Below are 13833 nucleotides of genomic sequence, written 5' to 3' on the forward strand. Positions count from 1 at the left end.
CCACACAGCGCCTCAGGCGAAGCGCTCGATCTGCGCCGGGGTACGGCGCATCAGCACCTTGCCGCCACGCACCGAGACCAGCGCATATCCCTGGCTACGGATCATCTCGTAGTCATCCGGCGCCGACAGCACCAGCAGGTTCGCCGGGCGCCCCACTTCAATGCCGTAGCGCTCGCCCAGGTTCAGGGTGCGCGCACTGTTGTCGGTGATCAGGTCCAGCGCGCGCTGCAGGTCTTCATAGCCGAGCATGTGGCAGATATGCAGGCCCGCTTCGAGGATGCGCAGGATGTTGCCGTTACCCAGCGGGTACCACGGATCGACGATCGAATCCTGACCGAAGCACACGTTCATGCCGGCGCGGTCGAGCTCAGCCACCCGAGTCACGCCGCGGCGTTTCGGGAAGTTGTCGAAACGCCCTTGCAGGTGAATGCTCTCGGTCGGGCAGGATACGAAGTTGATGCCAGACATCTTCAGCAGGCGGAACAGCTTGTAGCAGTAGGCATTGTCGTAGGAACCCATGGCCACGGTATGGCTGGCAGTGACGCGCTCGCCCATGTTGCGCACCCGCGCCTCTTCGGCGAGTACTTCGAGAAAGCGCGACTGCGGGTCATCGGTTTCGTCGCAGTGCACATCCACCAGGCAACCGGTGCGCTCGGCCAGGTCCATCAGGAACTTCACCGACGAAACGCCCTGGTCACGGGTGTTTTCGAAGTGCGGAATGCCGCCGACCACATCGGCGCCCAGGGCGACCGCTTCGGTCATCAGTTCGCGACCGTTGGCGTACGACTCGATCCCCTCCTGGGGGAAGGCGACGATCTGCAGGTCGACCAGGTGGCGGACCTCTTCGCGCACCTCGACCATCGCCTTGAGGGCGACCAGGGTCGGGTCGGTGACATCGACGTGGGTGCGCACGTGCTGGATGCCGTGGTCGACCAATGCGCCGATGGTCTTCTTGGCACGGGCCTTGATGTCTTCGTGGGTGGTGATGGCCTTGCGCTCGGCCCAGCACTCGATGCCCTCGAACAGCGTGCCGCTCATGTTCCAGCGCGGCTCGCCGGCGGTCAGGGTGGCGTCGAGGTGGATGTGCGGCTCGATGAAGGGCGGGATCACCAGGTTCTGCGCAGCGTCGATGTCCGCAGCGTTGCTCAGTGCAACCGCCGCGTCCTGGGGTTCGATGGCGGCAATGCGATCGCCATCGAGCTCGATCCGGAACAGGCCGGTCTTGCCGCGCAGGCGGGCGTTGATGATATTCATGGGGTTACTCCTTGCCTTGGCTTTCGCTCATGCGCCAGATCAGCAGCGCGACGGAAGCGTTCATGCGGAAAAGCGAGTCATCGAGCGACTGTCCGCTCAACTGCTCGATGCGTTGAATACGCTGGATGATGGTGTTGCGGTGTACGCCCAGGCGTTGCGCCGCCTGGGCGCCGTTGCCGTTTTCCTTGAGCAGTACATCGAGGGTGTGCACCAGGGCGTAGGGATGCTTGCGCCCGGCCTCGATCAGCGGGCCGAGGGTCTGGGCGACGAAGTTGTCGATCAGCGAACGGTCGGCAATCCCCTGCAGCAGGCGCAACACACCCAGCTCGCTGAAATCGCACAGGCCAGTAGCCGGGCGCATGTTCTGTGCCACTTCGAGAGCCTGGCGCGCCTCGCACAGGGCCTGACGGTAGTGGGCGCAGTCTTCGGCCAGGCACGACAGGCCCATGAACAACGCCATCTCGCCGGTCACCTCGGCCAGTTGCCGATACAAGGCTGCGAGCGCTGGGCGCAAGTCCGGTGCGTCGGGCAGCAGCAGCACGAAGAGGTCACCCGGCAATTGCGCCATGACCGCCCCCGCAACCGTGCGGCACCAGGTCTCCAGTTGCTCTTCGAGCGCCTGGCGGGTGTTCTGCCACAGGCGTTCGGCCTGCTCCGGTCGATGCCGCTCGAACAGGCCATCGACCGCCGACAGCCGCAGCGCGACCACACGGCGGGGCTCGTCCAGCGCCAACTGCAGGTGTGCAGCGCGCTGGCGGGCAATGGCCAGGCTTGGGTAGTCGCCGGTCAACAGCTGGCCGAGAATGTCGTCACGCGAGCGCCGCACCTGGCCCATCTGCACCAGCGCCGTGCCGATCAGGTGGGTGACCACCACCATCTTCAAGGCGTAGGGCTGCTCGATCAGCGGCAGCCCCAACTGTTCGGCACGCTCGACCACCGCCGCCGGGATGTGCTGGATGAAGGTGCCGCCGGTGAGGATCACCATGCCGGCAATACCGACAGCATCGCCATCCTCCACCAGGCTCAGCAGGTTGGCCTCGCCACGCGGATGGTTGATACCGGTGACGAACACCAGTTCGCCGCCCATCACCCATTCGGCAATGCCTTCGTTCTCCGCCACGTAAGGCCAGCGCACCCGCCGTTGCAGGTTGCGTGCACCGGCCCGCACGGTCATTTCTTCAAGACCGTGCAGCCCCAGCAGCTCATCGAGTGCCAGGCTCACGGCTTGGCCTGTGCCACGGGGCGCACGCGCGCAACGACTTCAAGCAGGACGATGTAGCACAGCGCCGAAGCACCGATACCCACCAACGGGGCGACCCACGGCGAGCTGTAGGCCAGCACCGCCCCCACTGCGTAGGCGAACAGGCCGGCGCGGTTGTAGCGCGGCAGGCTGACCGAAGCCAGGGTCGGATACTTGCCACGGTGGCGGTACCAGAAGTCGGCCATGATCACTCCGCCGACCGGCGGAATGATCGAACCCAGCAGCACCAGGAATGGAATCAGCCATTCATACATGCCACCGATCGCCAGCACGATACCCACGCCGGCCGCCACCAGCGTCGCGGTACGACGACGCTCGCTGCGCACCAGGTGGCAGGTTGCCGCCGCGACGTTGTAGATGGTCGGGCCCTGAATGGTCCAGAGGTTCAGGCACAGCATCACCACGGCGGCGAACGACAGGCCCTGCAGCATCATCACTTCGACGATGTCGGCTTGCTGGTAGACCATCGCGCACCAGGCGCCGGCCACCACCATCAGGCCGTTGCCCACCAGGAACGCCACGACGCTGGCCGTGACCGCCACCCGGCCACTGCGCGACAGGCGTGTCCAGTTGGTGGCCTGGGTCGCGCCGCTGGCGAAGGTGCCGAAGACCATGGTCACCGCTGCCGAGAAGCTCATCGCCTCGTGCGGCACCACGGCCATCAGCCCTTCGAAACCACCCACGTGCCGGGTGGCGATGACCATCGAAATCACCAGCAGCACGAACATCAGGGGCACCGACAGCCGCGACAGCCAATCCAGCCCCTTGAAGCCAATGATCGCGGTGATGCTGAAGCCCAATCCGAACAACACCATCAGCGGAATGGTCAGGCCCTCGGCCAGCCCCAGCAGCTTGACCAGCACGATCGCCACTGTCGCCGTGCCCCAGGCGTACCAGCCCAGCTCAGCGAAACCCAGCAGAAAATCGGAGAGCCGGCTGCCCGACTCACCAAAACAGAAACGCCCCATCAGCACCGTGTTCAGGCCACTGCGCGAGGCGATGAACGCGAGCGTTGCCGCATAGATCGCCAGCAAGGTGTTGCCAATGGTGGCGATCCACAGCATGTCGACGAAGTTGAAGGCCATGCCCAGCTTGCCGCCAGCGAACATGGTGCCGGTGAAAAAGGTGAAGCTGAACAGGACCATGGCAATCGGCAGCAGGCCCTTGCGGGCGTGCCGGGGGGCTTCGGTCAGGGGGAATTCGCCGGGTGAGCTCATTTTTATAGTGTTCCAGTGTTGGGGGGGTGGCGCTGGCGGAGCAATAAGTGGGCCGGATCCAGAGTAGACGATGTTCAGACTGGGAATTGGGCTTTAACGATATCCATTAATGTGCAATGCGCACACAAATTACTGATCACGGTGAAAATTTGTGGGCTTTATATCTCATTTTGATGCACGCGTGCACCTTTGGGTGGCGGACTTGCGCCTGCGCGCCGGGGGATTTCCAGCGCTTTGCGCTGACGAACACCTTGAACATCACAGCTATCCTTTTATGGCAGTACAATCATGGCCGCACCGCGCCAAGTCTCGGTGATGCCTATCGGTTCAGGACTTCTCAATGCCCTACCCCATCGAACAGAAACTTGTCGTCGGCGTTGCCTCCAGTGCGCTGTTCGACCTCGCTGAATCCGACGACATCTATCAAAGTGAAGGCGTCGAAGCCTATCGCCAGCATCATGAAGCGAACCTCGACAATCCGTTCCCCAGGGGCGTGGCCTTTCCGTTCATCCGCCGCTTCCTGAGCATCAACAAGGCCTTCCCCGGGCAACTGCCGGTTGAAGTGGTGCTGCTGTCGCGCAACTCGCCGGAAACCGGGCTGCGGGTGTTTCGCTCCATCACGCATTACGGCCTGGACATCACCCGCGCGGCCTTCATGTCTGGCCGCTCGCCCTACGAATACATCCCGGCCTTCAATGCTTCGCTGTTCCTCAGCGCCAACGAAGAAGACGTGCAGCGCGCCATCGACGCCGACTATCCCGCCGGCCTGGTGCTGCCCACACGCATCTACGACGACGAGATCGACACCGAGCTGCGCGTGGCCTTCGACTTCGACGGCGTGATCGCCGACGACGAAGCCGAGACGGTCTACAAGCAGCACAACAACCTCCACGACTTCCAGGCCCACGAGTTCGCGCGCAAAGCCATCCCGCATCAGCCGGGGCCGCTGGCGGACCTGTACCGCAAGCTCTCGCACATCCGCACCCTCGAAGACCAGAAGCTTGCGCAAGACCCTGACTACAAGCGCATCCTGCGCATTGCCATCGTCACAGCGCGCAACGCACCATCCCATGAGCGCGTGGTGACCACCTTGAAAGACTGGGGCGTTTCGCCGGATGAATCGTTCTTTCTGGGTGGGATGGAGAAGGACCGAGTGTTGTCCATTCTCAAGCCACACATGTTCTTCGATGACCAGCGCAGCCACCTGAGCTCGGCGGCGGGCAACCTGCCGATGGTGCATGTGCCGTTCGGGGTGGCGAACCGCAACGTCGCCAAACCGCCTGCGCAGATGGAGGTGATGACTCAGGGCATTGGCGAGGCAACGGGTGAACAGGCGACAGGCCGATAAAGGCCGCATGCCTAGCGCTTGTCCTGCAACATTTGCCCACGTATTTGCTCCCAGCCCATTTGCCGGTCCGCCGCCTCTTGCCATTGCGCCCGTTGCGGCTCGCGCTGCACGATTGGCAACAGCAGCGGCGGCAAGCGCTCCACCTGGCTGCTGCGGGTGAAGATGCACAGGCGGGTGTAGTCAGGCAGTTGGTGGAGCTTGGCCCCGAGCAGGCTGTGTGGGCACAACAGCAGCAGGTCGCCGAACGCGAACAACTGGTAGGCCCTGACCTGCACCTTGCCATCGTGACGCAGACGGCTGTGCCAGAGCAGCGGATCGATATCGGCCAGTGTCACCTGGCGATCGAACACGTAGCGCTGGGAGAAGCCCTGGCGCACTTCCAGGCTGCCGGCCACCGAATAGGTGATGCTCGACATCGCGCCCTTGGCGGTGGTGAGGAAGATCACGAAGAACAGCAAGGCGCCGCCGATGCCCGCGGCGACTTTGCGGTAGATATCGCCTTTGAACACGAAGTACAACATCGAAGGCAGCAGGCTCATCAGCAGCGTGAACAGTGAAAAGCCTGCCACGAACGATACCGCCGCCTCGTTATCCCGCCCGACGTAAGTGTCGATGATCAACAGCATCGACAACGAGCTGGCGATGACGGCGAACACCAGGGTGAACGACAGGAATATCCCAAGAAACCAGCGATCGGCCTTGCCCTTGTTCTTCGGCGCCGCGAGAACGAACAACGACCTGAACGACCGGGAGAAGAACAACGCGGCAAACGCCAGCAAGGTGGCTGCCGAGATCAACAGCATGGCAACGCCGGGGCTGAGCATTCGGTGGTAGAAGAAGCCCAGGACGATGAAGGCGGCGTAGCCCACTGCCAACGGAATCACCAGCCACAGCGCTACATGGCGGGTGAGCCAGCGCACCCTGCCGAACAGCGATACCGCCGTGCCGTAGAGCCACGACGAGCCCATCAGGATGATCAGGTGCGAGAACATCACCGCGACGACCACGAACATCCAGGCGGCGAGTGACGACTTGGAATCCAGCGCCGACATGAACAGGTCGGCGCGACCGATGGCCCGGGTGTAGATGTACAGGCTCACGCTGCCGAGGAAGGTCCCGAGGAACACCAGCGTCACGGTGAACGGCGTCCAGTGCGTCAGCACCCGCTTGAGGTTCTTGCGAAACACCTGGGCGAAGGTCGGGCGCACGCGGCGCACCCGGGGTGTAGCGGATTGCGAGGTCCTGCTCATTTCGAGGCCTGTCCATGGTCTGCAACTACGAGGCCCGGGAATCTATCACGCTTGCCCGCGTGAATCCCGGTGTCTGCTTGCCGATGCGTCCTGCATCAAGGGCTTGCGGTATCGCTAGGACCCCTCCTCGACCGGCGCCTCACCGCGTACGATGGTCAGTTGGCCGTCGATCATCGCCTTGCTCATGCCGCACAGGTAATGGGTGGCGCGCATGAGCGGTTCGGCATCCTGTGGCTTGTCGATGGCTCGTCGGGTGAGTTCGGTCACGCAGCCGAGCAGCGTGGAAATTTCCATCAGCGTTTCCTTCGGCGGCAGCCCGGGTATCGCCTGGACCCAGGCCATGCGTGGCTCGCGGCGGATACGTGCGGGTGCGCTGACCAGTTTCAGGCTCCCGCGCTCATTCGATTGGTCGTCGTTGTCCATGGCTCCCCCAGCGTTGGTTGAAAAGCGCCCGTCGCACACCCTCGCCCGTGTTCCAGCCCGACCCACGCGAACCTGGCGTGTGTCTCTGCCCGTCGGCTGAAAACGCGGTGACGATGTGCGACCGGCCCCGGGAGAGTAGAAGCACGGACGGCGCCACACAACGGCAAAACCCGGGGAAATGGTATCCCCAGAAATGCCCTACGACGTATTAGGAAGGTTCGCGAAATAGCCCCTAGGTCGGTCGCAACCCGCAGGCATGTGCCGACCACGGCGCGTGGTCGGTCGCAACCCGCAGGCATGTGCCGACCACGGCGCGTCATCAGGAAGTCCACTCCTCACCACCCGGCCAGTCTTCGGTGGGGATATCGGCCAAGGTGCCATCCTTGATCCCGTCGATGCCGTAGCGCTCGATCGAATCGCCCAGCAGCGAGCCGAACTTGTCCGACTTGACCTGCTCCTGCCCTTCCTTGACCAGGCCCGGGATGATCGCCGCCAGCACCGCCACGCCCGCGCCGAGGAAACCCAGCACCCCGGCCGTGGCCGCCAGGCCCGGAAGGAAGCGTGGCAGGTTGGCGCCGAGCAGGCCGAGGCCGCCCTCGACCGCCGAGGCACTGCCCGCCAGCACGCCCAGCGAGCCGGCAGTGATGCCGAAACCACCCGCAAGCTTATCGCCACGGCGCAGAGCGTTGACGCCGTCGAAGATCCCGTAGGCGCCCGCAACGATGTTGGCCAGGCCACCAATACCCTTGGCCGCCTCCTCGAAGTTCTTCGCCACGGTCTTGGCGTGCTTGCCGTCCTTGATGTTGTCCTGGATCTTTTCCACCTGCTCAGGCGTGAGGCCACTGGTATCGATCTTTTCACCCTTCTTGATCGCCTCGCCCAGGTGCTCCTGATACCCCTTGGAACCGCCCTCGATCAGGACCGTGGTGGTCTGCACCGACCCGGTGGTGATATCGACGATGTTGCGATCGGTGAGCTTGCCGCCGCTCTGCGCGCCACGGGCGATGGTGACGCCGGCCAGGAACAGCCCGCTCACCCCGTGCAGTACGCCGCTGCCGTAAGCACCCTTGGCGTTGCCGTTGGGGTCGAAGTCCGACAGCTTGCCCATCTTGTCCAGAGCCTTGGTGCCCTGGCGGAACAGGTCCCAATTGCCACGGAAGCCCGCCAGCACCTGGTCGGTGGTGGCCACGGTGCCGTCCTGGTTGAGCAACAGCTCGGGGCTTTCGTCGCGCATCTGGTCGATCAGCTTGCGCACCTTGTCCTCGTCCAGCTCTTCGCCACCGTCCTTGCCGAACGCAGTCTTGAGGTCGTCGAAGCTGGCGTCCTTGAACAAATTCTCCTGGGTGATGGTCGAGAAGTTGTCGTTGAGCTGCTTGTCATACTCGGCGGTGAACTGCGGGTCGAGTGCCGAGTTGTAGAGCGCCACCTCAAGGCTGAACTCCGAGGCGGCCTGCTCGGGCGAGTTGTCCTTGAGCAGTTCGCGCATGCGTCCGCCAGTGGCCAGCTGATCCTTGTAGAAGGTCTTGAAATCTTCATTGTGCGACGACTTGCCGACCGCGCCCTGGATCGCCTTGGCGTCGTCGATACCGAGGATCGACTGCAGGCTGGTGGCGGTGGCATAGAAGCTGGCCAGCGCAGTGTGCTGGTCGGTCTTGCCATCCTTGGTGTTGGCGTCCCAGGCAGCGTCCAGCGCCTTGCCAGACTTGACCTCGTCTTCGTAGGTCTTGCTGACGGCGTCCTTGAGCCCCGGGTTTTCCTCGAACAGCGTCTTCACCGCCTCATCGCCCGCGCTCTTGAGATAGTCGGCGGTTTCCTTGTCGTTATGCAGGATGGCCATGTGGTCGTTGATGTCTTCCAGCAGCTTTTGCGGCTCCCAGATCGCACCGGAACGGTTGGCGATGGCGACCTTGCCGTAGTCGCTGTTCCACACCCCGGCATTGGCGCCATCGACCACCAGTTTCTGCGCCTCCTGCAGATCCAGCAGTACGGCGGCCTTTTCCTCGGCGCTGTAGTTTTCCGGATGCGCGAAGACATCCTCGCCCAGCTTGCGGGTGTCGACCTTGCCGGTGACATTGCCGGCGGCGACATCGGTGATCAGGCTGGCCAGCCCTTGGGCATCGGTGGGTGAGCCGCTCTTCAGCCAGTTCTGCACGTCCTCGCGACTGACCTTGCCGTCAGGCTTGTCGCCGATGTTGTTGCTGGCGGTATCGACCTTGCGGAACGCACCTGGCTGGGCGAAGAAGTTCAGCGCTTCTTGCTCCTGCTTGCTCAGTTGCGGATTCTGCTTGAGGTAGTCCTTGATGTTGTCTGCGGTGACCGCACCGTCGGCGCCAGTCTTGCCGCGGATCGAGTCGTACTTGGCATCGAAGATCGCGCCATATTGGGCGATCTGCCTGGAGCCCGCGTCAGCGTCCGGGTTGGTCTTGAGGAACGCCTTGTAGCTGCCGATCTCATCGTTGGCCGGCGGTTTGGCCAGCGACTCGAAGCCGAACTTGCCGAAGTCCTGCAGGCGCCCGGCCTCGGTGCCGTGACGCGCCTCGCCGCTCTTGGTGAAGCCATCGACACTGCTGTTGGCCACATCCTTGCCGGTGAGCGCCTTGCCGTCCTCGTCATAGCCCACCACCCGGTCGAGCACCTGGCTGGCACGGAAGGCGGCGTTGGGATCCTTGTCGAAATCGCCGACCTGCTCCTTCAGCGCATCCTTCACCCCGCTCTGGTTGCCAAGGTTCTTGAGCAGCGGGTTGTCATCGATGATGTCCTGCGCCGAACGCTTGTCGTCCTTGGGCAGCTCCCAGACGATGCCGGCCTTTTCCGCCGCCTCGCGACGCTTGTCATCCTTGCCCACGTCATCGACATGCTGCAGCTCGCCCTTGAGGCTCTCGAACCCGAACTTGCCGAAATCCTGCAGGCGCCCGGCTTCGGTGCCATGCCTGGCATCGCCGCCCTTGGTGAAGCCGTCGATGCTGGTGTTGTCGACATCCTTGCCGGCCAGGCGCTCGCCGTTCTCGTCGTAGCGCACCACGTGGTCCAGCACCTGGGTCGCGCGGTAGGCCGCATCGGCATCGTGCTCGAAGTCGCCGACCTGCTCCTTGAGCATGTCCTTGACCCCGCTCTGGTTACCCAGGTTCTTGAGCAGTGGGCTGTCGTCGATGACCTGCTGCGCCGAACGCTCGTCGCCTTCGGGGCGCTCCCAACGGATACCCGCCGCCTCGGCCTTGCTGCGTGCCTCGGGGTCGTCGTTGGCCGCCTCGATGTGCTTGAGCTCACCCTTGAGGTTTTCCCAACCGTACTTGCCAAAGTCCTGCAGGCGCCCGGCCTCGGTGCCGTGCTTGGCATCACCGCCCTTGGTGAAACCATCGACCTTGCCGTTGTCGATATCACCTCCGACCAGCCGCGAGCCGCCCTCGTCGAAGCGCTCGATGTGGTCCAGTACCTGGGTGGCGCGGTAGGCCGCATCGGCGTCGTGCTCGAAATCTCCGACCCGCTCGCGCAGCTTGTCCTTCACACCGCTCTGGTTACCGAGGTTCTTCAACAGCGGACTATCGTCGATGATTTCCTGGGCCGAACGGTTGTCGTCCTTCGGGCGCTGCCATTCGATGCCGGCGTCCTTGGCCTTGGCACGATCGACCGCATCGCCCCACTCGGCACTGGCGTCCTTTTTGGTGAGCGTCTTGATATCGGGGGCGTTGGTGACCGGAGCTGACATGCGCGTTCTCCCTGAAGGTGGCTGCCGGGTTGGCGGGCCCGAAGTGTGTGAGTGCAGGGAAAAGCAGCGAGATGACTGAACGATGACAGCCGTGCTGGCGATCAGCCGCTTTTCGCAGCTGCACGCCCGTGATCATTGGGCGGATCGCGCCTGTGAAACGTTGTGAAATCACCCGATGGAACATCTGTCGGTCTTAGGCCTCCCACACTAACGCAGGGCGAAAGGCGCGCTGCCCATGAAGATCCGGAGGCTTGTCCTGTATGAAAAAGATCCTGATGGTGCTGACATCCCACGACCAGCTCGGTAACACCGGCAAGAAAACCGGCTTCTGGCTAGAGGAATTTGCCGCCCCTTACTACGTGTTCATCGACGCTGGCGCGCGGATCACCCTCGCCTCCCCCAAGGGCGGCCAGCCACCGCTGGACCCGAAGAGCGACGAGCCCGACGCCCAGACCGACGCCACCCGCCGCTTCCAGCAAGACACCAAAGCACAGACGGCCCTGGCCGACACGATTCCGTTGGGAGAGATCGACCCTTACGACTTCGACGCCGTGTTCTATCCAGGTGGTCATGGGCCGTTGTGGGACCTGGCCGAGGACAAGGATTCGATCACCCTGCTCGAATCCCTGTACGCCTCGAACAAACCCATTGGTGCGGTTTGCCATGCACCGGGGGTGTTCAAGCACGTAAAGGCAGCCGATGGCCAGCCGGTTGTGAAAGGCAAGCGCGTCACCGGTTTCACAAACAGCGAGGAAGAGGCTGTCAGGTTGACCGATGTGGTGCCGTTTCTGGTGGAGGACATGCTCAAGGTCAACGGCGGTGAGTACTCCAAGGCAGCCGATTGGGCGAGCTACGTGGTCGAGGATGGCAACCTGATTACCGGCCAGAATCCGGCGTCGTCCGAGGCGGCGGCGCACGCGTTGCTCAAACGTCTGGCGCACGAACCAGGCGCTTGAGACGAATGGCACAGGCGTTGCCCGCTTCCTCAGATGCACGATGTCTGTAGGAGCGGGCTCGTCCCGCGATCACCGGCAAAGCCGGTGCCATCCCCATCACCGATACAGACGGACTCACATCACCAACCAACCCCGAGCACCCGGCGGCTGGCAACCCCACCCAGCATCGGTGACAATCGCCCCTCACTTCCGCATCGACCGTGACGCCCCCTGCCGCCAACCGCAATTGGGCATCCGTTCACCCCTGCTGCACCACGACGGCCGCACCCTCGCCTCGGCACTGCAGACCATCATCGAGATTGGTGACGTCGAAGACCTGGTTGCCGCGCTGGATGACGCATTTCCCGGCAGCCGCCTGGAGATCGATGCACCACCTGGCGGGCTGTTCAGCGTAAGGCTTTACCAGCACGGGGTGTTGCGGCCGCTGGGCGGGACGGAACTGTCGGACGGCACCTTGCGTTATCTGTTGCTGATGGCCGCCCTGCTGACGCCACGCCCGCCGTCACTGATGGTGCTCAACGAACCAGAAACCAGCCTGCATACCGACCTGCTGCCGGCGCTGGCGCGCTTGATCATCCGCGCGTCGCAGCGTAGCCAGGTGTGGGTGGTGTCGCACAGCAGGCCGTTGATCGAGGCGCTGACGGCGTGTGAAGGGTGCAATGTGCTGGAGCTTGAGAAGGATCAGGGGCAGACGCAGTTGCGCGGGGTCGGGTTGCTGGATGAGCCGTTGTGGCGGTGGGTGGACTGAGCCTTCGAGGCATCACTGCTCCCAGTGCCGCTCGTCAAAATTGTTCCCCCGCTCTCCAGACCATCGCACACCTGCTTCCCACGGGAAATCCGTGTTCATACTCTTCATTCAACAGTGTTGACAGCCTTTCATTGACGTATTGGTCGGATTCAATCTGAAAATCGAGACGAGCGTAGAACGGAGCATTCCACGGTACGTCTTTGAAGGTTGTGAGAGTCAGCGCATGCAGCTCATTGAGCTCAACATAAGCCTGCGCCGTTTGAACGAGCTGTCGCCCTATGCCCTGCCCTTGCAGGGTGTGTCGAACGGAAAGTTCATGGATATGAAGGTCTCTACCGTAGATATCGGCACTGAGAAATCCTTGCGGGCGATTTTCAGCATCAATGGCCACCCAGCACGTCGAGCGCTCGATGAGCTCAAGATGCCGTTCAACCGGCATAGGAGGAGAATCAGCGAGCCAGCTTAACCCTTCAGATGCACGGAAGGCTTGCACGGCAGAACGCTCGATTGAGAGTAAGCGGCTCGCATCCTCAGGCACAGCAACGCGGACAGTCGTAAACATAGCTACCCGAAGTCTGGATCGCGGGATGAAAGCCTGGAGCACTCTAGTATCAGCAAGGCTTTGACCATTTGGTGCGCCGCTTCGGAAGTGGCGCTGCCACTGGCGTTAGCATTCGATGCCAACGATCCATTGGGTCTTGGCCGCATTGCTGCGGTCCAGATCAGGGCGCCGCACGGCAGGCTGGGTACAGCCGCGCGGTACGATATACGGCTGGGCGACCGCAGCCGCTTCGGCGAGGTCCATTGGCTTGCCATCGTCACGTTCGACGGTGATGAAGAACGGCTGGTAGAACGGAATGATGTAGGCATCGAGGGTATAGCGCGCACCATTGGCCTCAAGGTTGGCGTGGTACTCATCGAAACGGGTCAGGCGACTGGTGTCGAGCTTGTCCTGCACCGCGCAACCGACCATGGAAAGCCCGAGCAAGGCGCCGGTGCACAGTGTAATCGTGTTCATTACAACTCCTTTTGAGGTTAGTCCGGATAGGCGCGCCGGGACATTAAAGGCGTGCGGGGTGGTCGTCAAGCGAGCGGCACTACTTGAGCGGCGGCATGATGCGGATCACGGTCACCGCGCTAACAAGGCTGAAAGAAAATTGCCGGAATAGTCGAATCTAACGAAATACCACTACCCCTCAAGCCCTCAAACTACCGTCGCTCGCTATTTCGTATGCGCCGCGACTCTCGCTTCGCCGATATAGAATGCACACGAGTCTCGTGTGCACGATGAATTCGAAAAACCATCATTTTCCGACAAAACCCTTGAAACCGATAAGTGTTAATTAGGTAAAGGGACATAAGGACAGGAAAGGAGGCAATCAGATCCGGAAGCCTATGCTGACTGGTCATCAAGGTTATACAAGCGATAGCTAAACAAATCATTAGGCCACCGACCAAATAACGAAGCGCGGAAATGCGTCCATAAGAAAGGCCCACAATGAAGCCTCCCAAAAGGCCTGAAGCCACCATAATCGCAGCCACGACAGCCCCGATATCTACTGTAGCCACACGAGATATCAGCACCTCAAGCTGGACCACTGCCGTCGCATATGCCATCTCCGCAAAGACAGCCACACACAAGAAGCAGGGCAAGTACCGTCGTGGATAAG

Annotated in this window: 10 protein-coding genes and 1 pseudogene; 3 read left to right on the forward strand and 8 right to left on the reverse strand. The window is 62.4% G+C overall.

The window, feature by feature from the left end; genetic code table 11:
• Window positions 1-12: 12 nt before the first annotated feature.
• The 3 genes from codA to codB are packed head-to-tail and all read right to left on the reverse strand — an operon-like array spanning window position 13 to window position 3732.
• Complete coding sequence (gene codA / locus F6X62_RS04105; RefSeq protein WP_153772767.1) at window positions 13-1254, reverse strand: cytosine deaminase; 1242 nt, start codon at window positions 1252-1254, stop codon at window positions 13-15.
• A gap of 4 nt (window positions 1255-1258) precedes the next feature.
• A complete protein-coding gene (locus F6X62_RS04110) occupies window positions 1259-2476 on the reverse strand; it encodes a PucR family transcriptional regulator (RefSeq protein WP_153772768.1) in 1218 nt (405 codons plus the stop codon).
• A complete protein-coding gene (gene codB / locus F6X62_RS04115) occupies window positions 2473-3732 on the reverse strand; it encodes a cytosine permease (RefSeq protein ID WP_153772769.1) in 1260 nt (419 codons plus the stop codon). Before codB ends, F6X62_RS04110 begins: the two co-directional genes overlap by 4 nt.
• A gap of 340 nt (window positions 3733-4072) precedes the next feature.
• Between codB and F6X62_RS04120 the strand changes: the two genes are divergently transcribed.
• The gene (locus F6X62_RS04120) at window positions 4073-5080 is read left to right on the forward strand and encodes a 5'-nucleotidase (RefSeq protein ID WP_153772770.1); all 1008 of its coding nucleotides are present in this window, start codon (window positions 4073-4075) and stop codon (window positions 5078-5080) included.
• Between the two features lie 11 nt (window positions 5081-5091).
• Here F6X62_RS04120 and F6X62_RS04125 read toward each other — a convergent pair whose 3' ends face one another.
• The 3 genes from F6X62_RS04125 to F6X62_RS04135 form a co-directional block, all read right to left on the reverse strand.
• Complete coding sequence (locus F6X62_RS04125) at window positions 5092-6330, reverse strand: hypothetical protein (protein WP_153772771.1); 1239 nt, start codon at window positions 6328-6330, stop codon at window positions 5092-5094.
• Between the two features lie 114 nt (window positions 6331-6444).
• Window positions 6445-6753 carry a DUF3077 domain-containing protein gene (locus tag F6X62_RS04130; RefSeq protein WP_153772772.1) on the reverse strand — a complete coding sequence of 103 codons (309 nt, stop codon included), beginning with the start codon at window positions 6751-6753 and terminating at the stop codon, window positions 6445-6447.
• Window positions 6754-7072: 319 nt separating this feature from the next.
• Window positions 7073-10459, reverse strand: coding sequence for a type III effector HrpK domain-containing protein (locus F6X62_RS04135; RefSeq protein WP_153772773.1), 3387 nt, complete (start codon window positions 10457-10459; stop codon window positions 7073-7075).
• Between the two features lie 260 nt (window positions 10460-10719).
• On the opposite strand from F6X62_RS04135, the gene F6X62_RS04140 reads away from it, so the two are divergent.
• Window positions 10720-11415 (forward strand): type 1 glutamine amidotransferase domain-containing protein, encoded by a 696-nt coding sequence (locus F6X62_RS04140; protein WP_153772774.1) that lies wholly within the window; start codon window positions 10720-10722, stop codon window positions 11413-11415.
• A 184-nt stretch (window positions 11416-11599) separates the two neighbouring features.
• A pseudogene (locus F6X62_RS04145) lies at window positions 11600-12163 on the forward strand (AAA family ATPase); the annotation flags it as partial.
• Between the two features lie 34 nt (window positions 12164-12197).
• Here the strand turns inward: F6X62_RS04145 and F6X62_RS04150 are convergent.
• Together F6X62_RS04150 and F6X62_RS04155 are read right to left on the reverse strand one after the other, a co-directional pair.
• Complete coding sequence (locus tag F6X62_RS04150) at window positions 12198-12656, reverse strand: GNAT family N-acetyltransferase (protein WP_306109876.1); 459 nt, start codon at window positions 12654-12656, stop codon at window positions 12198-12200.
• Between the two features lie 174 nt (window positions 12657-12830).
• On the reverse strand, window positions 12831-13181 hold the full coding sequence (locus F6X62_RS04155; RefSeq protein ID WP_153772776.1) for a hypothetical protein: 351 nt from the start codon (window positions 13179-13181) through the stop codon (window positions 12831-12833).
• Window positions 13182-13833: the final 652 nt, after the last annotated feature.

Origin of the sequence: Pseudomonas sp. MNR3A, assembly GCF_009650575.1 — a bacterium.
Taxonomy (GTDB): Bacteria; Pseudomonadota; Gammaproteobacteria; order Pseudomonadales; family Pseudomonadaceae; genus Aquipseudomonas; species Aquipseudomonas machongensis.